This window comes from Nakamurella sp. GG22 (genome assembly GCF_052976845.2).
Map to the genome: position 1 here is coordinate 1 of NZ_JBRIIO020000038.1, position 19,843 is coordinate 19,843.

The following is a 19,843-nucleotide window of genomic DNA, read 5'->3' on the forward strand; positions in this document are numbered from 1 at the left end:
ATGTGTACGACGTCTGCGTGGTCGCTCTGGTCACTTTTCCGGGTGTCCCGTCCGTGGTGACGGGAAGCCAGAACACTGTGACAGGTGTTTTCACGCTGCACGTCGGCGATTTCCGCGAGGGCCAACGATGACGCCACAGCTGGAGAGTCGTCAGCGTCTCGACTTGCCGCTTGGCACGGACGGCGAACAAGGATCCGTCACTCCGCTGGTCATCGGCATGATGGTCTGCCTTCTCCTGCTCACCGGGGGTGTGACAGCGGCAGGGTCGGCATTCTTGGCCGGGCAGCGGCTACAGCGACTCTGTGACGGGGCCGTTGCCGCGGCGGTCGGCAGCGTCGATCCACGCCGGGCATCGGCCGAGTCGGTGTCCCTGTCCGGTCCGGTGGCGGCTGCGAACGAGTACCTCGGCCTGAGAGCTCCAGACGTCGGTGCAGTCGTCACCGTGGGCGCGGACACCGTGTCGGCTCGCTGCAGCAACGAGGCACCGATCACCTTCGGCGCGTTGTTCGGATCGCCGACGTTGAGCCGCACCGTGACGTCCACGAGCCGGCCGGTGTTGAGACAGAACGCGTCAGCTCAGTCGGTGATTCAACAGGAGAGGGACATCCAAATATGACGCTGCGTACCTATGTTCGGCTCTTCGGCTGTGGGATGGCCCTTCTTTTAGCCGTGGGTGGCTGCACGTCGACAGACGCGGCCACCAGCATTCCAACAAGTACTGAGGCCACGCCCAGCGCATCGGTGCAGGAACTATCGACTGCCGCCCTGGGAAGCGCTTCTGGAACGGAAGCGATGCGAAGCAGCGAAGGTGGCCAACCGACGGCTGACGTAACAATACCGTCGACGTCATTCGCTCAATCCACGACACATTCCGGCGGCGACACGTCGGCAAGTGTTGCGGTCGCGCCTACCGCGCCGTCTGATTTGCGAAGTCCGTCGAATCAAGAGGAACTCGATCGCGCCGCGATTGAAGCTCAGTGGGGCAGTTTCTGGAGAATCTACAATGGGATCGTTCGGATTCCCGAAGAGAATCGACTGCAAGCCCTAGACCAGGTGAGCGTGGACCCCATTAAGTCCCGAATCCTCAATGCAGCAAAACAGTTCGATCGTGACGGGCTCGACTACTATGGAGTAGTCGTGCAGCACCCATATTGGGTCACATCAGTCAACGGCGACGACTTCGCAGTAATGCGCGACTGTCAGGACCAGAGTCAATACGGTTCGGTGTACGTTAAAACCCAGGTCAAGCGGAGCGTCGGGGTGGCGGAAAATAACCTGCAGGCCGGATTTGTCCGAGGCATAGACGGGCGGTGGAGGGTTCAGAAATTTGACCACCTCGGTGATGTTCCATGCTGACACGGCTTTTTTCTTTCGCGCTCGCCGCGAATCTTTTGCTCAGCGTATTAGCGCCGCCACAGAAGCCGAGCGTCCCACCTTCAGGCGTTAAGGTGGACGAAGCGAACGGCGCAAGTGATGGAGTTAGTGACACCGTCATCCTTACTGTTAACGCGCCCGGTGACTTCGACGCACCGCGATCTGACTCACCACCCGTCAGCCCGAAGGACCACGAAGGATCTTCTGAGGGTGACCCCCTTTCGGGGCTCGGCCAGAAACAGCATGATGAATGGTGTGGCTGGTCGCCCCTCCCAACCGCCGTAAGTGCTAAGGACCCCTTGTGGGGTGGATATGACCCGACCACCGGAGAACTATTGTTTCAGAGCTGTAGCGTTCTCTTTCCGGGTGCGCCGGACGCTCCTGGAAATCTGTCAGGACGACAAGTCAACATCCAGTTCTTCCCAAACGCGGCCATCGTCGCCCCACCACCCCCGCCAGACCCCGCCGTGCTTGCCCAGCAGGCTGTAGGGGAGTTGACCATCCCCGAGCCAAAGATCGGCGCAGGACCGGACCGCACCAAACTTGCGGTGAACCTTTGGACCTGGCTGTGGACGGACCATCCCAACGACGTCGCCTCAACCGTCACAGCGGGCGGAGTGTCGGTGACCGCCACCGCCGCCCTAGCCAGCACAACCTGGACGCTCGGCGAGCCCGCCGCCGGTGGTGAGGGCTTCAACCCTGGCGCGCCCGCCACCATCACGTGCACTGGGTCCGGCACTGCGCCGCCAGCCGACTTTGATTGGAAGGCGGAACCTCCCTGCGGATATCAGTTTCACTGGCGTTCAACGAAGGAGCGCACCGGCGGCACCGGCACCTGGCCCATCACCGCGACGTCCACCTGGGACGTCACATGGCAGTCGAACACCGGTGTCACCGGTGCAACGACGCTCGCCGCGACCTCCAACGACGCGTTCGACGTCGGCGAGTACCGCACTGTTCTGGTTCAGCAACCTGGCGGCTGAAGTCTCACCCGGTAGCTGAACCCGAAATCAGGGCACCAGCACGCCAACAGCCCGCGGCTCGACCGTGCAGGTCAGCGGCAGCGGCGCGATGAATTCACCGTCCGCATAACCGGAAACGTCCGGGGCCGAGACGGAAAGTGCGGAACAGCTGAAGGTCTCGACTTCAGGTCGCTCCACGTGCGTGCCGGAATACACCCGATGGAACAACCGGACCAGCTTCGCCCGGCTCAGCCGCCTGATCACCGTGACGTCGAACAACCCGTCATCCATCCTCGCCGCCGGGCAGATCCTCATGCCGCCGCCGTAGGTGGAACCATTGCCGACCGCGACCAGCATCGCCTCGACCTCCCGCCGCACACCGTCGACCTCCAGCACGAACGGCAGCGGCTTGAACGCGGCAAACTCCGCGACGATCGCTGCGTGATAGCGGGTGCGCCCGCGCGGCCACTGCATCGAAGTCATCCGGTCGCTGACCCGAGAGTCGAACCCGGACGCCAGCACCGTCCCGAACCAGCGGTCCGCCGCCCTCCCCAGGTCGGTCGGCAGCACCCGACCACCAGTCACGGCAGCCACCGCGGACGGCACATCGCCGAGCGGAATACCGACCGCTCGGCAGAAGTCGTTGCCCGAGCCTGCCGGAATCATCCCGAGCGGCGTCGTCGTCCCCGCGACCGCTTGCAGCGCCGTGTGCACGATGCCGTCCCCACCGCACGCGATCAGCGCATTGCATCCATCAGCCATCGCCGTGCGGGCGAGATCCGCCGACTGCTCAGCGGACGTACCCGACAACCGACGAACCGTCACCCCGGCCTCGCGCAGCAGTCCGGCAGCCAGTTCCCCGGCGCGGCGTCCCCGGCCTCGACCGGCCACCGGGTTGATCAGCAGCGCCACATCGGCGATCCGGGACCGCGACGACTCCTGAAACGCAGGCGACGCCGGTTCGGCCACCGCGCCACCTCCCGGATCCGGACGGAAGTCCGGCAGCGGCGGCCGGACCCGTGCCGGGAGTGTAGGTCGCCCGGTAGCACTCGGCCGGACAAACGGGACAAGGTGTCATCCCGATTAGGCGCAGTCGGCGGAGTCACGAGCCCTGCAACAGCAGGGAAGCAAACCCTCAGACAGCACAACGCCCGCAGGGCCTCGGGAGCGGCACCTGCGGGCGAAGTGCGCGGTTCGAAAACCTGGCGCGAACAACTTGGAGCGAACTAAGAAATCAGACGGAGACCTCGGCGCCGACCCGCGCATTGACAACCACGTTCGGGATGATCACCACGGGGCAGGCAGCGCGGCGTACGCACTCCGCCGACACCGAGTGCCGCAGGATGTCCTGCACACCGCTGCGGTGGTTACGGCCGATTACCAACAGCTCGGAATGCTGCGACTGGTCGAGCAGCACCTTCGTCGGCGAGCCCTTGACGCTGCGGCAGATGATCTCCGGCGTCACGCCTGCTGCCCGCACACCGGACGCGATCGCGGCGTCGAGCATGCAGTCGGAAGCTGTCTTCTCTTCGTTCGCCGTCATCCGACCTTTGTCGCGCGCGGGGATGTAGTCCCACGCATGGACAACGGTGAGCACGGTTCCGCGCAGTGCGGCTTCCCGGATGGCCCATTCCAGGGCGCCCTGGCTGACCGCCGTGCCTTCGATCCCGACCACAATTCCCTTGTCACCGTGACTGCTCATGACTTCTCCTCTATGCAATGGGCTCCGCCATGAGCCCTCGCGATACCCGACGGTAAGCCGGGCTCAAAGGTCGATGGCAGGGTCTAAAGACCCAGGCCACGGTGTGTTTCGGCCCTCACCGAGAGCCCGTGGGCGGTCCACTGCGAAGCAATCCGAACCGGCGTCGGCGCGATCCCGCGTAGGCTTATCCCTTGTGAATCTCGACGACGCAGCGGCAGTAAAGGCCCTTGACACGACTCTGACCAGCATCGAGAAGGTCATGGATGTCGACAAACTCCGGGCCAGCATCGCCGACCTGTCCGAGGCGGCGAGCGCGCCGGACCTCTGGAACGACCAGGACAACGCGCAAAAGGTCACCAGCAAGCTGTCCCACGCGCAGTCCGAGATCCGGCACATGGAGGAACTCCGGCAGCGGCTGGACGATCTCGCGGTGCTGTTCGAGCTCGGCGACGAGGACGCGGACACCCTGGTCGAGGCTCAGCAGGAGCTCGTCTCGCTGCAGAAGGAGATCGACGCTCAGGAGGTCCGCACCCTGCTGTCCGGCGAATACGACGAGCGCGAGGCGCTGGTGACGATTCGCTCGGAGGCCGGCGGGGTGGATGCCGCCGACTTCGCCGAGATGCTGATGCGGATGTACCTGCGCTGGTCCGAGCGTCACGGCTACCCCACCGAGGTCTACGACACGTCCTACGCCGAGGAGGCCGGCATCAAGTCGGCCACCTTCCAGGTCAAGGCCCCCTACGCCTACGGCACCCTGTCCGTTGAGCAGGGCACCCACCGGCTCGTCCGGATCTCACCGTTCGACAACCAGGGACGCCGGCAGACCTCCTTCGCCGGGGTCGAGGTGGCGCCTGTGGTGGAGACCAGCGACCACGTCGAGATCGATGAGAAGGAGCTGCGGGTCGACGTCTACCGCTCCTCAGGACCCGGCGGTCAGGGTGTCAACACGACCGACTCGGCCGTCCGGATCACGCACATCCCCACCGGCATCGTGGTGTCCTGCCAGAACGAGCGGTCGCAGATCCAGAACCGGGCGTCGGCGATGACGGTGCTGCAGGCCAAGCTCCTCGCCCGCCGCCGCGAGGAGGAGAAGGCGACCATGGACGCGCTGAAGGACGCCGGCAACTCCTGGGGCAACCAGATGCGCTCCTACGTGCTGCACCCGTACCAGATGGTCAAAGACCTCCGGACGAACTACGAGGTCGGCAACCCGTCCGCGGTGTTCGACGGTGAGATCGACGAGTTCATCGAGGCGGGCATCCGCTGGCGGCGCTCCGCCGAGGCCGCGACCGCCTGAGTCCCACAGGACCGAGAGCTCAGATCGGCCCTGACATCCGGCCCAACCCGTCGGCCAGTTCGTCCTCCTCGTAGGCCAGATGCGAGCGCAGCAGATCGCTCAGTTGCCTTGCCAGCGCCTCAATCCGGGACAACCCGTCGCCCCCAGGCCCTGCGTCGTCGGCCCGCCGGACGAGGTCGACCAGCGCCCGGTCGAAGTTGTCGAGCACCCCGGCGATGACGACATGTTCGGCCTCGAGCCGGTCAAGCACGGCCTGCAACGACGGCTCGGCCACCGCAAGCGTCGGGAACAGGTAGGCGTCCTCGACGGAGTGGTGCATGGTGACCAGCCGGCAGTAGGACGCGCAGAAAGCGCCAAGCGCCCATTGGTTCTGCCGCATCGTGGTCGTGTTGATCAGCGTCCGGGCGTCGCCGGGCGTCATCACGCCGCTGGCAACCTCCTGCACGGCAGCCTCGATCTGACCCAGCTCGGTGCGGAGGTGATCATGGATGGAAACCAGGTCGCGATGGTTGACCGCGCCGCGGAACCCACCGGACCTAGCGGCCGCGGCCGATGGATCGGTCGCCGGTGCGCTCGGCCGCTCGGCGACGGGCAGACCGCCGGCGCTCCCCCAGTTGCCGTCACGCTCCGACATGGTGGCCCCACAAAGCGGTCCCGACCGGTCCAGCTGCCATCGACACCAGCACACCGTAGGCCGCCGACACCCGGCGTCGGGACCGACCCCGTCAAGATCATCGGACCCGCTGTCAGGAACCCAGCCGTCGGGAGAAACCGCGCCGTCAGGGAACTTGGGTCAGTGCCGGCGGATTCCACCGCCCGTCCAGCGCTTCGGGCCGCGGCGCGTAGAGCCGCATGCAGAGGCTGAACGGTTTGGCCGGGGCGGGCAGCCAGTTCGCTGCCTTGCCGGCCGGCTCGTCGTGCTGTACCAGGAGTCGACGGAACCGTCCGCATTCGGCACCAGTGGGTCGCGATCACCCAGAGCGAACCGGTTGACCGGGTTGGCGACCTGGTAGCCCTCCTGGTCGTACTGCGTGACCGACCAGAACGCGTCGACGGGCGGCAGATCGTCGGCGCTGAAATGCAGGACGTACCGCCGGTCTCCGCTGGCCGGCTCGCCGTTCGCGTCCACGACCTGCAGGGGGTAAACCGCGTCTTCGGACGAGTTCGCGCCGAGGCCCACGTCATCCGGGCGGCGGCGGCGAGCACGTGCCGCGGTCGTTCCTCCAGTCGCCGTTCTCCCGAATGCTGCGCCACCGCCAGCGCCTGCCGGGCGAGATCAGTGGCCCGGGCCAGGTCGCCGGCGCGCAGCGCGACACGTGCCATGGCGTAAAGCCCCTCGACCTCGCCTGCCGAATCCCCCTTATGGCGTGCCCGCTCGATCTCTGTCACGGCCGCGCGCAGCACCTCGGCGTCATCGCCGCTGCGGAACAACGCGCGCAACCCGTCGTCCGTGCTCACGTTGTCACCGTCCTTTGCTGCAGGCCACCCGTCAGGTGGCGGTCATCCACTCTCCCAGCTTCCGCGCGCACCGAAATCGGAACCGGCCGTGCAGAATACGGTTCGACGTCTCGGAATGGAGATGTTTCGGGGACGACTTCCGTTCCGCGGTGATGGTGGACAACGGACGGGAGCTGACCGTGAGCGCGCGTAGCACGCGGCTTCAACTGTGGTGGGACAACGCCTTCTGGGTCATTCCGCTCACCGGTGTGGTGGCGGCTGTCCTCGTCGACGCCCTCGTCGACAATGCCGACGAGGCATTCGCCGATTCCATTGATGACGTCGCGCTGCTGTCGCCGTCTTCGGCCGCGACGCTGTTGGCGGCCGTCGGCGGCGGGATGATCACCTTCACGGGATTCGTGTTCTCCGTCGTATTGCTCATCATCCAGTTCGGGTCATCGACGTATTCGCCGCGGACGGTGTCGTACTTCCTGAGATCTCGCGTGACGCAATCGGTTCTGGCGGTGTTCGTGGGAACGAGCACGTACGCGTTCCTGGCGTTGATCTCCATCGGATCGGCGGGCCGGGATTCGTACGTCCCCATATTCGGGGTGTTCGCCTGCCTGCTCTTCCTGCTCGCCAGCCTCGTGGCGTTCCTCGTGCTGATCCAAAGCGTCGCGGGGCGGATCAGGGTTGATGCCCTGCTGTCCAGGATGGGCACGGTCGCTCGACGCGCCGTGACCCGACGACTGCCGGGCGACCCGGAAACGGTCACCGTCCTCGATGTGGTCCCGGAGGTGCTCAGCGGTGCGACGGTCGTCCGGCACGGGGGTGTGCCCGGCCAGGTCGTGGCCATCGATGCCGCACGCGCGGCGCGGTTGGCCGCGCAATCCGGGACCGAGGTGGTCTTCACGGTCCGCGTGGGTGATGGGATCGCAACCGGGGCATCGGTCGCCGCGGCTGACGCGACCCTCGACGAGCGGTTCGATCGGTGCGTTCTCGTCCACCGGGAACGATCACTGAAATACGACCCGCTGTACGCCCTTCGGATCCTCACCGACGTCGGCCTTCGCGCACTGTCCTCGGCCATCAACGACCCGACGACGGCCGTCCGGGCATTGGACGAAGTCGAGGGAGTATTGCGGGCCGCCGCGCCGATGCCGCTCGGCCCGATGCGGACCCGGGCCGGCGCGGGCAGTGTCGTCGTGCCATCCGCGACCTGGAGCGACATCGTCGACCTGGCGATCTGGGAGGTCCTGGAGGCGGGTCTGGATGCACCGCAGGTGACGCGCAGGCTCAGTTCGCTGATCGGCGACCTGCTCGAGGATCTGCCGGCCGACCGCCACCCACTGCTGCTGCGGTACCGCGATCGGCTGCGGACAGAGGTCGCCGCGTCCGTCGGTGCCGAGGACGCCGCATCACGGCTCAGGCCCGACCGGCAGGGTCTCGGCGGCGGGCGGTGAATCAGGGGTGAATCGGACTGTAAATCAGACAGCGAATCAGCCAGCGACTCAGGGCGTGACGACGAACCGTTCGCCCGCACCGTCTTTCGTCTGAACCCACGCCTGCTCGATGCGCGACAACGGCAGTTCGACGTGCTCGACCGCCAAGGCACCGCCGACCGCGTGCGACAGGATGGCGCCCAACGCATCCGCCCGTTGGCGCGGTGTCAGGGCGTTGTTGGTATAGCCGAGGATCTCGATGCTCTTTCCGCGGAGCACAGCCGACGAGAATTCGGCCATGTCCCCGGAGGCGCCACCAAGGTTGACCAGTCGGCCACCGGGCCCGAGGGTGCGGGACGCGGCGGTGGCGGTCTTGCCGAACACCGGGTCGATGACAATGTCGACATCTCCGCCGGCCGACCGGGCGATGTCCCGGGCGAGGCGGTCCACGTCGTGGGTGGATGCGACGACGTCGTCCGCGCCGGCTCTGCGGGCCCTGGCTTCGGAGGGTCCGGGCCGGCAGACCGCCACCACCCGAGAGGCACCGAGCAGTCGCGCGGCGCCGACGGCGACCTGCCCGACGGCGCCGCCTGCGCCGAGCACGACCACCCGCTCACCCGGACGGAACCGGCCGCGCCAGGTGAGCGACATCCAGGCAGCGACGGCCGACAGCCCCAGAGCGGCGATCGCCACGTCCGGAAGGTCGGCGGTCACCGGCACGAGATCGTCCTCCGCGACAACGCATCGCGCTGCCAGGCTGCCGTTCCCCGGCGCCATGCCGGCTGATGTCGCGAACCACACGCGAGTGCCGGGATCAAGCGTCGGGGACGTCTCGACGACGCCAACGCCCTGGACGCCCGGCACGTAGGGGACGGCGGGACGCCCGAAGTAGGACGTGCCGGTGGCACACAGCAGATCGAGCGGAACGATCGGCGCCGCCGTCACCCGAACGACGCTGTGTCCATCGGCCGCCGCAGGGTCCGGGCTCTCGCCCAGCGTCGGCGGTTCACCGAGGGTGTGCACGACGGCAGCGCGCATGGCGACCTTCCCTTGGGCTACGTGCTGATGTCCGGATACGGCCTGGTGACGTGATCCAGCGCCCGTCCGTAGGCCCGCTGATACTCGAGGGGACCGTGGTCGCGCTCGAACATGGCAATGAACAACGTCAGGGTCAGGAACGGGTGTGCACCCATCTGGAAAAGCGTTACGTGGTCGTGTGCGGCGAGGGCTTGCCGCTCCGCGTCGGTGAACGCCAGCCAGGTCGTTCTCTCGGCGTCGGTGCAGTTCAGCAACTTGCCCGCGATCTCGGCCTCCCACCATTCAACGGTGCCCGCCGGATCGGAGCGGTAACGCTCGACCAGATCGGGATCGCGGTCCACCGTGTACAGGAACTTGTCCAGCAGGTACTTGCTCACTGTGCACCTCCGTTCGGATACCAAGTAAAATAGGCCTCCATGGTGTGGAACAGGTCGACAGTTTCGATGTAGTCGGCTTTCACGCCGTCACCGGCAACACCCATCATCAGCATGAAATCCATGAAGCCGTGGGTCGCGTTTCCCGGCTCGTGCAGGCTGTCCAGGGTCACTTCGGCCAGGCAGCCTTCGATGTCGCCGCTGCCGATCCATTCGACGGCCTTGCGGTCGAAGTGCGGATCGGGGCCGTGTTCGCCGAATTGGCGGGGACCTCCCAGCTCCAGGGACAAATGCCCGGTGCCGATGATCGCCACCCGCTGGTCGCTGTCCCACGATTCGACCAGTTCGCGGATCGTCCTGCCCAGCTGGACGAACCGCCGCGGTTGGGGCAGCGGCGGCGCGAAGATGTTGGTGTAGATCGGCACGATCGGCAGGTCCGCCTCGGGGCGCAGCGCAATGATCGGGCAGGTGACGCTGTGATCGATGCGGAGCTCATTGCTGAAGGCGAGGTCGAAGTCGGCGTCCAGGCCCTTGCGCAGGATGTGCGCGGCCAGGTCCTCCTGCCCCCGCAGCGTGAAGCGTGGCAGGCCGAATTCGCGTTCCTCGTTGTACCAGTTGGCATCGAAGAAGGGCGCCTTGCCGACCAGGAACTGGGGCATGTTGTCCAGCCACAGCTGATGGAAATGGTCACTGCCGATCATCACCAGAACACCGGGATTCGCCCGGGTCAGGGTTTCCTTGAAAGCGGCCATCTTGGTGATCCACTCCTCGGCGAACGGGGGCCGCTCGTCGGGTGGCAGCTGGCTGGTCTTGTAGTAAAAGGGGTGGTGTGTGGCCGCGATGACGGCTGCGATCTCAGCCATGGGAATGCGTCGACTTGTCGGCGTAATCTGTGTAGGTATAGGGATTGTCGAGGACCTTCGACTCCGGGATGTCCGGATTCATCCCGGCCAGCCACTCCGCGTCGCCCAGTTCTCCGCGCAGGTAATCGACCGTCTCACCGACGGCTGTCCGCGCCTTTTCCAGGGATATACCGACCAACTCGCCGTCGTATTTCACCACCCGGCCATTCACCAGGACCGTGTGGACGTCACCTCGTTGCGCTTGGAAGACGACGTGACCGTACGGGTGGAGGATCGGGAACATCGCCGGAGAGCGGTCGTTCTTGATGAGCACCACGTCGGCGCGCTTGCCCGGCTCGAGGCTGCCGATGATCGAGTCGAGGCCGAGTGCGCGAGCGCCGCCCCGGGTGGCGTATTCGACGACGTCGCCGGAGCGCAGGCCTACGTGGGTGACGGTGTCGCCGGTGGCATGCGCCTCGTGGTGTTCCCTGGCCCGATCCGCCGAGAGTGTGGACCGCATGGCGGAGAACCCGTCGGCGCTCCACCAGACACTCGTGTCCACCGAGAGCGAGATGCCGATGCCGTGTCGGCGGAGCGCCCACGTCGACGGGTATCCCTGCCCGCAGCTTGCTTCCGACTCCGCGGACACCGATGCCATGCCGCCGGTCGCGGCGATCCGCTGGTAGGAGTCGTCGCTCAGCGTCGCCGCATGCACGTAGACGTTGCCGGGCGTCATGAAGCCGTGCTCGTGCATCAGCCGGATGCCGTTGTCGTTGGTCGCGCCCCACACCCCGGCATGGGTGGTCACCGGGGCGCCGAGCTCGCGGGCGACCTCAAAGGCGGCGCGCTCCTGGAACTGCGGGTCGCCGGTGACGTCGAAGGCCATCTGGAATCCCAGCATCTCCGAGCGCGGCATCCGCCGATCCACGAAGGACCGGAAATCCGGCCGGGCCGACCATTCCCATGGGGCGGCATGGATGTTGCCGTAACCGAACACGAAGCGGCCCGGCACCTCCTCGAGGGCATCGACGGCAGCTTCGGCGTGGTCGACGGTCGCCAGGCCGTGCGACCAGTCCACCGACGTGGTGACCCCTGCGTCCACTGCCTCGATGGCGCTGAGCAGGTTGCCCGCGTAGTAGTCCTGAGGCCGGAACTTGCGGCCGTGCTCGAGGTAGTTCCACACGAAGTACTGGGTGAGCGTCCAGTCCGAGCCGTAGCCACGCATCGCGGTCTGCCACATGTGCCGGTGGGTGTCGACCATCCCGGGCATCAGGATCCCGCCCGTGGCGTCCACCTCGACCGTGCCCTCGGGGACCTCGAGACCGTTGCCGACCGCGACGATGTCGGTGCCGACGACGAGGACGTCACCGCCTTCGATGATCGTTCGCTGACCGTCCATGGTCAGCACCAGACCGTTACGGAAGACGACGCCGGGAGCTGCGGCGACCTCATCCGACGTGGCCTGCATGGGGTGGTCGACGGAAGCCATCGGTGTTCCTTTCCTTGGTGGGAGGAGTGACGGTCATGCTCCGCCTGCTCCTGCCCTCAGCGACCCCATTTCGATCATCACCCGGAACGATCGCCGGGGCCAGCCGAACCCGCTGACAATCTGGAGTACCGTCCACTGGCATCCAGGCCGGCGGACCTCGTACCGCGGCACTGCACTCAAACATCTCCGGACCGAGAGGGTGGGACACATGGTGGGCGGACCGCAACCACCTACCCCGACACAGCCCATCTGCCTGACCTTCGACAACGGTCCCGAACCTGACGTCACCCCGTTCGTGCTCGAAACCCTCGCCAGGCGCGGCATTCTCACCACGTTCTTCACGATCGGCGAAAAACTGCGGGATCCAGCTCGCCGCAACCTCGCGGCACGTGCCCGCGCGGAAGGTCATGGGGTCGGCAACCACACACTCACCCACGGCGTGCCACTGGGCCGCCGCGGCGGCGCGGAAGCGGTCCATGAGATCGCCGAGTGCGATGCCCTGCTCGGCCCGCTGCGAGAACCGGAGAAGCTGTTCCGGCCGAACGGCGGGGGCGGCAGGCTCGGCCCGCATCTGCTGAACGCCTCTGCCGCGCGATATCTGCAGGACGGCGCGCACACCGTCGTGCTGTGGAATGCCGTCCCCCGCGACTACGAGGATCCCGACGGCTGGCCCGACCGGGCCATCGAGATGCACGCCGCCGCCACAGCGCCGGTCACGATGGTGTTGCACGACCTGCCGAACGGCGCGATGCGACACCTTGATCGGGTGCTGGGGATGTGGCAGGACCAGGGCGTCACCTTCCTACCCACGCCGCCCGATGCCTGCGTGCCGATGCACGCCGGCCGCCTGGCCCCGAATTTCAACGACTTCGTGTCGCCCGATCCGGGTCCGTAGGCGAGAGTCCCAGCTGTACACCGCAACTCACCCGGGTAGGTGCCGACCGGGTCGACGACAAACGGACGCCGGAGGTCGGAAATGAGGATCATCGGGTACCGCATCGAATCCAAGCCAGTGAACGTCGGGTCGCTCTCCGACGACGGCGACAGCGTGACCCCGTTGGGCACGCTCGAACAGTTCTGGACCGACCCCGCCGGCTACCTGTCCCGGCCCGCCACCGCCGATGCCATCGGCACGTTCTCGGTGCAACTGGTGCCACCGGTTCTGCCGCAGGCACGGGTGATCTGCATCGGGTTGAACTACGTCGAGCACGTCGCGGAGGGCAGTTACCGGGACCAGCAGATGCCGGAGTATCCGACCCTGTTCGCCCGATGGACCCGGTCGTTGACCGTCGACGGCGCCCAGGTGCCCGTCCCCGCAGACGAGGACGGTGTGGACTGGGAGGGCGAAGTCGTTGCCTGGGTCGGCGCCCGGCTGGTCGACGCCACCTCCGAGGAGGCCCTCGCGGCTGTTGTCGGCTACTCCACCTTTAACGACCTGACCTCCCGCCGTGCGCAGAAGCTCACGTCGCAATGGATTCTCGGGAAGAACGGTGACAACTCCGGGCCACTCGGGCCGATGGTCCCCGCCGCGGAGGTCGGCGACCTGCGCGACGGTTTACGGGTGCGGACCCGGGTGAACGGCACGACCGTTCAGGACGGCACCACCGATCAGATGGTGTACACGGTCGGCGACACGCTGGCTCTGATCTCCCGCACCTTCACCATCGAACCCGGGGACCTGTTGGCCACCGGAACTCCCTCCGGGGTCGGCTACGCCCGAACTCCCCCGTGGCTGCTGCACCCCGGTGACGTCGTCGAGGTCGAGGTCGACCGGCTGGGCGTCCTCCGGAACACCATCGTCGACAACCAGTATCGAAGGACCTCGGTCGCAGTGGTGCGGTAAAGGTTCATCCGTCCGGTTCGTCCTTCTTGGTTAGATTTTTCCGGGCGAACAGGAACGGCTTGCCGTCAGCCGTGCGGCATCGTGCCGCCGTGGTGTGATCACGCGCCCCTTAGATGGGGGTGCCAAGTGTCCACCGACACCCAGCCGTTGATCGCGATCGGGCTGTTCGTCGTCTACACGGTCCTCGTTGCTGTGCTGTGGCGGATCAACCATGTGCGCTACGACGCGCTCGTCAAATCCCGCGGCTCGATCCTGCGCGGCATCGTCGTGCCGATCGGGCTCGGAGCGGCCTTGTTGATTGCGGCGACCACAGTGCTCGGCTGGTGGCCGGCCGTGCTCTCGGAGACAGTCCGCTCCGGGCCGGGTTGGGCATTGATCGTGCCGGCGCTGTTCGCCGTCGCAGCACTGATCAGCCGGACGTCGATCGACTTCCGCTCACCGCAGGCGCGACTGCTCCCAGTGCTGGCGGTCGGCACGGTGCTCGTCGGTGTCGCCGAGGAGTTGCTGTGCCGCGGCTTGTTGATCGTCGGTCCGCGAGAGGGCGGCTGGACCGAGGTGGCCGTGTTCCTCGTCTCGACGACGCTGTTCGCACTCTTGCACGGCATCAACATGTTCTTCGGACAGCCAGCGGGCACCACGGCCGTACAGATCGCCGTCGCGTTCCTGGCCGGCACGACGCTGTACATCACCAGGATGACCACCGGCAGTCTGCTCGTGTGCATGGTTCTGCACGCACTGTGGGACTTCGCCCTCCTGGGCACCGTTGCCACCGGAGGGAAGTCCCGACCCGCGGCCGGACTGCTGGCCAACGGCACCTTCTTGCTCGGGCTGGTCACCGTGTGGTTCGTCCTCGCCGACTGATGCCGCGGCCGCTGGGTTTTGGTAGAGGGTGAGCACCCATCGAGCGGCTCGACGTCACTTGCGGCGACATTGAAAACGGCCCCCGGACTGAATCCGAGGGCCGTTTTCGTTGAGTAGCGGGGGCAGGATTCGAACCTGCGACCTCTGGGTTATGAGCCCAGCGAGCTACCGAGCTGCTCCACCCCGCGTTGTTGTGGTGACACCACTGTAACAAGCTGATGTCACCACAACCAAATCGGTTACGCCACAAGGGATGTGACGTGAACGACAGGGGATCGAGACCCGCGCCGCCCGATCTGGGCCGAACGAAATGCTACCCGCCGGCTGACGGCACCGGCGCCAGGCTGGCGCTGTTACCTGCGTTGGCCTGGTCCGCCAACGTCAGGTAAGCCTTGACTGCATCCTCCAACTGTTGGGTTGCCGCACCGATCTGGGCGAGGTCGCCGGACTTCTTGGCGTTGTCCAAATTGGTCGTAGCCGTGTCCATGGCTGCCACCGCCGCCGCGAGATCAGCCGGCGGAGCTGCCGTGGCGGTGGTGGGTGGGTTCGCGCCGGATGGAGTCGGCGTCGGCGAGGGGTTGCCCGTCGTACTGCCGTCCGCCGTGATCTGAACCGGCGCGTTGTCGGCCGCCTGGGTCAACGCCTGCTGAAGCGTGCTGCCCACACCGACCCGCCCTGCGTACCAGACAAGCACCCGGTTGAGTTGCGGGAACGACGTCGACGACGCCTGACCCTGGATGTAGAACGGCTCGACGTACAACAGCCCGTCGTTGACCGGCAGCGTCAGCAGGTTGCCGAAGATCACCCGCGCACCGCCCTGCTGGGTGGACAACGTGACGAGGCTGCTCACCTCCGACGTCGTTCGGAACAGTTGCTGAACCTGTGTCGGACCAGGTGTCTGGGTTGACGTGGGTAGTCGGAGCACCGTGAGCTGGCCGTAATTGTTCGGGTCCGACGACGCCGACACGTACGCGCTCATGAACTCCCGCTGGAACCCGGTCAGCACGCTCGTCAGCTCGAAGTTCGAGGTGTCGGAGCCGGGCAGCTTGACCTGCAGGTAGTACGGCGGTTGCGGCGCCTGGATGGCCTCGCTGACCGTCGGGTCGTTCGGCACGCGCCAGAAACCGGAGCTCTGGAAGAAGTCGACCGGATCGTCGACGTGGTAGCGCACCAGCAGCGATCGTTGGACCTCGAACAGATCCTGCGGATACCGGAAGTGCGCCTGCAGGTCCGGCGACACGTCGCTGGCCGGTTTCACCAGACCCGGGAACACGCCCTCCCAGGCCTTCAGCACCGGATCCGGCGTGTCCGCCTTCACCTCGTAGAGCGTCACCGTGCCGTCATACGCGTCGACGGTCGCCTTGACCGAGTTGCGGATGTAGCTGACCTGGGTGTTGGCCTGGCCGGTCGCTCCGCGGGCCGCCAGCGAGTTGTTGGTGGCGTCCGACAGCGTCACAGCCTGGGCGTACGGATAGTTCGTCGCCGTGGTGTACGCATCAACAATCCAGACGATCCGACCGTCGACCACGGCCGGATAGGCCTTGGTGTCGGTGGTCAGGAACGGCGCCGCCTTCTGCACCCGGGTCAGCGGGTCGCGGTAGTACATGATCTTGGACTCGGCGTTGATCTCGGAGGAGAACAGGAAGTTCGCCTCGCCGTACTCCGTCGCGAAAACGGCCCGCTGGAACAGGTTCCCGACCGAGACGCCGCCCTTGCCGCTGTAGGTGTAGCGGGTTGTCTCGGTGTCGTACTCGCGGGCGACGCCGCCCTCGGCGGCACCCACGATGGCGTAATCGGTGGTCAGCTGGCCGTAGTAGGTCCGCGGCTGCGCCACCGGGATCGGATTGTTCTCCCGGCCGATGGCGGCGATGTCGGACACGTTGTAATCCGGGTAGCCGTTGTTGACCGTGTTCGCCGGCGCGGCGACGAAACCGTCGCCATGGGTGAACACCATGTGCTCGTTGATCCAGTTCTTCTGCGCGTCGTTGAGGCCGTCGGCGTTCAGCTCACGGGCCGCGACCACATAGTCCTGGGTCTTGCCGTTGACCGTGTAGCGGTCCATCGCCAGCTGGTCCGGGAAGCCGTAGAAGTTCCGCAGCTGCTGCTGCTGGGTGAACGTCGGCGACAGCACGTTCGGGTCCAGCAGCCGGGCGTTCGGCAGGGTGTCGGTGTCGCTGATGATGTCCCGCGGATCGCCGGCGAGCACGCCGGGATAGTCGACGTAATTGATCTGGTCGTCGCGGATCTGGTACGCGGTGCGGGTCGCGTCGATGTTGCGGGCGATGTACTCCGGCTCCCGGTTGATGCCGTTCGGGTTGACGACGACCTGCTGCAGCACGAGCGGCCACACGCCACCGATCAGCACGCTGGACAGCACCAAAAGGCCCAGCGCGATCGCCGGCAGCTTGATGGAGCGGGTGAAGGCGCCGACGACGAAACCGATCGCGCAGATCGCGGCGATCAGCATCAGGATGAGTTTGGCCGGCAGCACCGCGTTGATGTCGGTGTAGGAGGCGCCGGTGAAGGTGCCGCCGCGGTTGGAGAACAGCAGTTCGTAGCGGTCGTACCAGTACTGCACGGCCTTGAGCAGAACGAAGGCCGCGACCAGCAGAGAGAGCTGCAGGGTGGCCTGCGGGGTGATCTTCCGGCCGGGGCCACTGAGCCGGAGGCCGCCGAAGAGGTACTGCACGACGGCGACGGCGATGAAGCAGATCGCGATGATGACGAAGAGCCAGCCGAGCACCATCTGGATCATCGGCAGGGTGAAGACGTAGAAGCCGACGTCATTGCCGAACTCGGGGTCAGTGGTGCCGAAATCTCCGCCGTTGAGCCACAGCTGGACGGTGGCCCAGTTGGACTGCGCGGACAACCCGCAGATCAGCGCCACCAGACCGGAAATGGTGAACAGGAACAACTTCGGCCGGGTGCTGACGATCGTCCGGTACGGGGCCAACGGGTCGATCTCGTTGCTAGGAACGAAAACCGGCCGGGACCGGTACGCGACATATAGCGAGCCGAAGACGAGCCCGCCGCCGACGACCGCCGCGATCAGGAAAAGGATGATGCGGCTGACCGCCTGGGTGGTGAAGACCTCTCGGAACCCGACCTCGCCGAACCAGAGCCAGTCGACATAGATCCCGACGAACTGGAACCACAGGATCGCAAGAACCGCGAGGCTGACCAGCGCGATCAGCACCCGCTTGGCGCGTCGGGACATGGTGGGCAAACCAACGGGGGGCCGCATGGCCACTGGTGAACTCCTCGGGTCGAAACTTCGGTGCAGAACCAGCGCGCGCAGTGCACACACCGCATCGCGGACGCTCTCGTGGGACCCTCAGCCTGACCGCAGCCTGACCGGCTCCCGCCCACTCAACTGTAGGCACCGCTCAGAGGTTCCCTGGCCGAAAGGTCGACCGAAACGGGATCGTTGTACTGCTGTGCCGCCGAAGTGGACCATCCGGACCGGCGAGAGGTCTGTGAGCCGCGTGCGAAGATCATCCGCGTGAGCACGCCGGATTGGTGGGAGGACCCCGACCTCGCGGTCGCCGTTGCCGAGGTCGAGGAGTTCGCGGCTTCCGCCGGCTGGGATGCCGCGCCGCAGCTGTTCGCGCTGGTCGCCACCGCCGACCTGATGGCCGCTCAGCCCGACCTCGCTCCGTCGTTGGGTGCGGCCGTGTACACGCCGATCGCGCAGGAATCGCTCCCGGAGGGCGAACTTTCGGAGGCCCTCGCCCAGATCTCCTGGCCGGCCGAGGTCGCCGGCTGCGTCCTGGTCCAGGAGATCGTGGTGCTGCCGCCCGACGCCGGCGCCGACCTCTCCGACGATCCCGCGGAGGCCGCCGACCAGGCGGCCAGGCACCCGGCGCGGGCCGAGGCGCGACTCGTCGCCGGTGTGCTGCGGGACGCGAAGGGCGGCGCCTGCCTGATGCGGATGCGGGGCGAGCACGATGACGCACCGCTGCGCGGCGGGGACCTGGCACCCAACCTGATCGCGGCGCTGCACCTGACGTTCGAGGACTGAGCGCCACGGCGCAGGTCGGGTCAGCAGCCCGCCGGGGTCCCGCCCGCCTTCAGCGTCTCCAGTGCGTCGACCGCCTCGTCGACCGTGCCGACCTTGACGAGTTGGAGGCCTTCGGGCACCTCCGTCACCGCCTCGGCGCAGTTGTCGGCCGGGACCAGGAAGACGGTCGCCCCTGCTTCTCTCGCGGTGATCAGCTTGAGCAGCACCCCACCGATCGGGCCGACCTTTCCGTCGGCGTCCACCGTGCCCGTGCCGGCGACGAACCGGCCGCCGGTCAGGTCGTCATCGGTGAGCTTGTCGATGATGCCGAGGGTGAACATCAGTCCGGCCGACGGACCGCCGATGCGTTCGAGGGCGATCGAGGTGGTGAACGGCGCCACCGGCCGTTCCACCGCGCCCACCCCGAGGAAGCCCTGCGGACCGACCGACTCGTTGCTGCCCAGGGTCACCTTCGCCGTGACCTCCTTCTCGTCACGGAGCACCTTCACTGCCACCACCTGGCCGGGCGAGGTGTCCTTCAGCGCGGCCTGCAGGGAAGCGAAATCGGTGACCGGGGTGCCGTCGATCGCGATGATGCGGTCTTGTGGCTGCAGCACGCCGGCACTCGGCGAGTCGTCGGCGATCTCCCCCACGTACGTGACGCTCGGATAGTCGAGGAACCGCAGCGAGGCGATCTCGGCGGCCGATTGGGAGTCGCGGAACGCCTGCGCGTCCTGCTCCTTCACCTCGTCGACCGTCTTGTCCGGCGGGAAGTAGTCCTCCCTGGGGGCGAGCGCATACCGTCCGGTCGCCCACAGGCCGAGTGCCTCGAAGAGCGGGACGTTGTCGGTGATCGAGATCGTGGTCATGTTGAGGTGACCGTCGGACGTTTCGTCCCTGCTCGCCGAGGCCGGGATGTCCTCACCGCTGAACGTGATCACCTCGGTGCCGTCAACCGCGCCGAGGGTGTCGTAGGTCACGCCCGGTCCCACGGCGACGTACGGGATCGGTATCACCGCTGCGGCCACCACGAGCACCGCGGTCAGGGATGACCCGACCAGCACGGTGCGGCCGCGCAGCGTCATGCGCGAGAACCAGGACATGGGTCCCGAGCGTAGGGGGTACCCCCATGGGAGGACCGCCGCGAAAGCCGGGGCGTCCGATGTGAACCGTTCGCCGTGG

The 19,843-nt window shown here is 66.6% G+C and carries 18 protein-coding genes, 1 tRNA gene and 1 pseudogene; 9 read left to right on the top strand and 11 right to left on the bottom strand.

The window, feature by feature from the left end:
* Positions 1-127 precede the first annotated feature (127 nt).
* The 3 genes from ACVBEQ_RS24715 to ACVBEQ_RS24725 are packed head-to-tail and all read left to right on the top strand — an operon-like array spanning position 128 to position 2,357.
* Positions 128-616: a Tad domain-containing protein gene (locus ACVBEQ_RS24715; protein WP_447156058.1), complete on the top strand. Its 489-nt coding sequence runs from the start codon at positions 128-130 to the stop codon at positions 614-616.
* Positions 613-1,356, top strand: coding sequence for a hypothetical protein (locus ACVBEQ_RS24720; RefSeq protein ID WP_447156059.1), 744 nt, complete (start codon positions 613-615; stop codon positions 1,354-1,356). Before ACVBEQ_RS24715 ends, ACVBEQ_RS24720 begins: the two co-directional genes overlap by 4 nt.
* Positions 1,350-2,357, top strand: a complete 1,008-nt coding sequence (locus ACVBEQ_RS24725; RefSeq protein WP_447156060.1) for an immunoglobulin domain-containing family protein — start codon at positions 1,350-1,352, stop codon at positions 2,355-2,357. Before ACVBEQ_RS24720 ends, ACVBEQ_RS24725 begins: the two co-directional genes overlap by 7 nt.
* A gap of 27 nt (positions 2,358-2,384) precedes the next feature.
* Here the strand turns inward: ACVBEQ_RS24725 and ACVBEQ_RS24730 are convergent, their stop codons facing one another.
* Both ACVBEQ_RS24730 and ACVBEQ_RS24735 read right to left on the bottom strand, forming a co-directional pair.
* Complete coding sequence (locus tag ACVBEQ_RS24730) at positions 2,385-3,305, bottom strand: diacylglycerol kinase (RefSeq protein ID WP_447156061.1); 921 nt, start codon at positions 3,303-3,305, stop codon at positions 2,385-2,387.
* A 265-nt stretch (positions 3,306-3,570) separates the two neighbouring features.
* A complete protein-coding gene (locus ACVBEQ_RS24735) occupies positions 3,571-4,038 on the bottom strand; it encodes a universal stress protein (protein WP_447156062.1) in 468 nt (155 codons plus the stop codon).
* Between the two features lie 193 nt (positions 4,039-4,231).
* Between ACVBEQ_RS24735 and prfB the strand changes: the two genes are divergently transcribed.
* Positions 4,232-5,335 (top strand): peptide chain release factor 2, encoded by a 1,104-nt coding sequence (gene prfB / locus ACVBEQ_RS24740; RefSeq protein ID WP_447156063.1) that lies wholly within the window; start codon positions 4,232-4,234, stop codon positions 5,333-5,335.
* Positions 5,336-5,354: 19 nt separating this feature from the next.
* Here prfB and ACVBEQ_RS24745 read toward each other — a convergent pair whose 3' ends face one another.
* The gene (locus ACVBEQ_RS24745) at positions 5,355-5,969 is read right to left on the bottom strand and encodes a hemerythrin domain-containing protein (protein ID WP_447156064.1); all 615 of its coding nucleotides are present in this window, start codon (positions 5,967-5,969) and stop codon (positions 5,355-5,357) included.
* 145 nt (positions 5,970-6,114) lie between these two features.
* Positions 6,115-6,515: pseudogene (locus ACVBEQ_RS24750) on the bottom strand (DUF1214 domain-containing protein).
* A 457-nt stretch (positions 6,516-6,972) separates the two neighbouring features.
* Between ACVBEQ_RS24750 and ACVBEQ_RS24755 the strand changes: the two are divergent.
* Complete coding sequence (locus ACVBEQ_RS24755) at positions 6,973-8,235, top strand: DUF2254 domain-containing protein (protein WP_447156065.1); 1,263 nt, start codon at positions 6,973-6,975, stop codon at positions 8,233-8,235.
* A 48-nt stretch (positions 8,236-8,283) separates the two neighbouring features.
* On the opposite strand, the gene ACVBEQ_RS24760 is transcribed toward ACVBEQ_RS24755, so the two are convergent.
* Genes ACVBEQ_RS24760 through ACVBEQ_RS24775 form a run of 4 tightly spaced genes read right to left on the bottom strand, consistent with a single transcriptional unit; the run spans position 8,284 to position 11,957 of the window.
* Positions 8,284-9,252: a quinone oxidoreductase family protein gene (locus ACVBEQ_RS24760; RefSeq protein ID WP_447156066.1), complete on the bottom strand. Its 969-nt coding sequence runs from the start codon at positions 9,250-9,252 to the stop codon at positions 8,284-8,286.
* Between the two features lie 17 nt (positions 9,253-9,269).
* Entirely contained in the window at positions 9,270-9,629 is a 360-nt protein-coding gene (locus ACVBEQ_RS24765) for a hypothetical protein (protein WP_447156067.1), read from the bottom strand.
* Positions 9,626-10,489 (bottom strand): DODA-type extradiol aromatic ring-opening family dioxygenase, encoded by an 864-nt coding sequence (locus ACVBEQ_RS24770; RefSeq protein ID WP_447156068.1) that lies wholly within the window; start codon positions 10,487-10,489, stop codon positions 9,626-9,628. Before ACVBEQ_RS24770 ends, ACVBEQ_RS24765 begins: the two co-directional genes overlap by 4 nt.
* Positions 10,482-11,957 (bottom strand): amidohydrolase family protein, encoded by a 1,476-nt coding sequence (locus ACVBEQ_RS24775; RefSeq protein ID WP_447156069.1) that lies wholly within the window; start codon positions 11,955-11,957, stop codon positions 10,482-10,484. Before ACVBEQ_RS24775 ends, ACVBEQ_RS24770 begins: the two co-directional genes overlap by 8 nt.
* Before the next feature lie 208 nt (positions 11,958-12,165).
* Between ACVBEQ_RS24775 and ACVBEQ_RS24780 the strand changes: the two genes are divergently transcribed.
* The 3 genes from ACVBEQ_RS24780 to ACVBEQ_RS24790 all read left to right on the top strand — a co-directional run bounded on the left by ACVBEQ_RS24780 (position 12,166) and on the right by ACVBEQ_RS24790 (position 14,661).
* Complete coding sequence (locus ACVBEQ_RS24780; RefSeq protein ID WP_447156070.1) at positions 12,166-12,852, top strand: polysaccharide deacetylase family protein; 687 nt, start codon at positions 12,166-12,168, stop codon at positions 12,850-12,852.
* An 81-nt stretch (positions 12,853-12,933) separates the two neighbouring features.
* Positions 12,934-13,800 carry a fumarylacetoacetate hydrolase family protein gene (locus ACVBEQ_RS24785; RefSeq protein ID WP_447156071.1) on the top strand — a complete coding sequence of 289 codons (867 nt, stop codon included), beginning with the start codon at positions 12,934-12,936 and terminating at the stop codon, positions 13,798-13,800.
* Positions 13,801-13,926: 126 nt separating this feature from the next.
* Complete coding sequence (locus ACVBEQ_RS24790) at positions 13,927-14,661, top strand: CPBP family intramembrane glutamic endopeptidase (protein ID WP_447156072.1); 735 nt, start codon at positions 13,927-13,929, stop codon at positions 14,659-14,661.
* A 114-nt stretch (positions 14,662-14,775) separates the two neighbouring features.
* Here ACVBEQ_RS24790 and ACVBEQ_RS24795 read toward each other — a convergent pair.
* Together ACVBEQ_RS24795 and ACVBEQ_RS24800 are read right to left on the bottom strand one after the other, a co-directional pair.
* Positions 14,776-14,849: transfer RNA gene (locus ACVBEQ_RS24795), tRNA-Met, on the bottom strand.
* A gap of 125 nt (positions 14,850-14,974) precedes the next feature.
* The gene (locus ACVBEQ_RS24800) at positions 14,975-17,911 is read right to left on the bottom strand and encodes a UPF0182 family membrane protein (RefSeq protein WP_447156073.1); all 2,937 of its coding nucleotides are present in this window, start codon (positions 17,909-17,911) and stop codon (positions 14,975-14,977) included.
* A 252-nt stretch (positions 17,912-18,163) separates the two neighbouring features.
* Here ACVBEQ_RS24800 and ACVBEQ_RS24805 point away from each other — a divergent pair, with 252 nt between their 5' ends.
* A complete protein-coding gene (locus tag ACVBEQ_RS24805; protein WP_447156074.1) occupies positions 18,164-18,682 on the top strand; it encodes a PPA1309 family protein in 519 nt (172 codons plus the stop codon).
* 20 nt (positions 18,683-18,702) lie between these two features.
* Here the strand turns inward: ACVBEQ_RS24805 and ACVBEQ_RS24810 are convergent, their stop codons facing one another.
* Positions 18,703-19,764: a YlbL family protein gene (locus ACVBEQ_RS24810; protein WP_447156075.1), complete on the bottom strand. Its 1,062-nt coding sequence runs from the start codon at positions 19,762-19,764 to the stop codon at positions 18,703-18,705.
* Between the last annotated feature and the right edge of the window lie 79 nt (positions 19,765-19,843).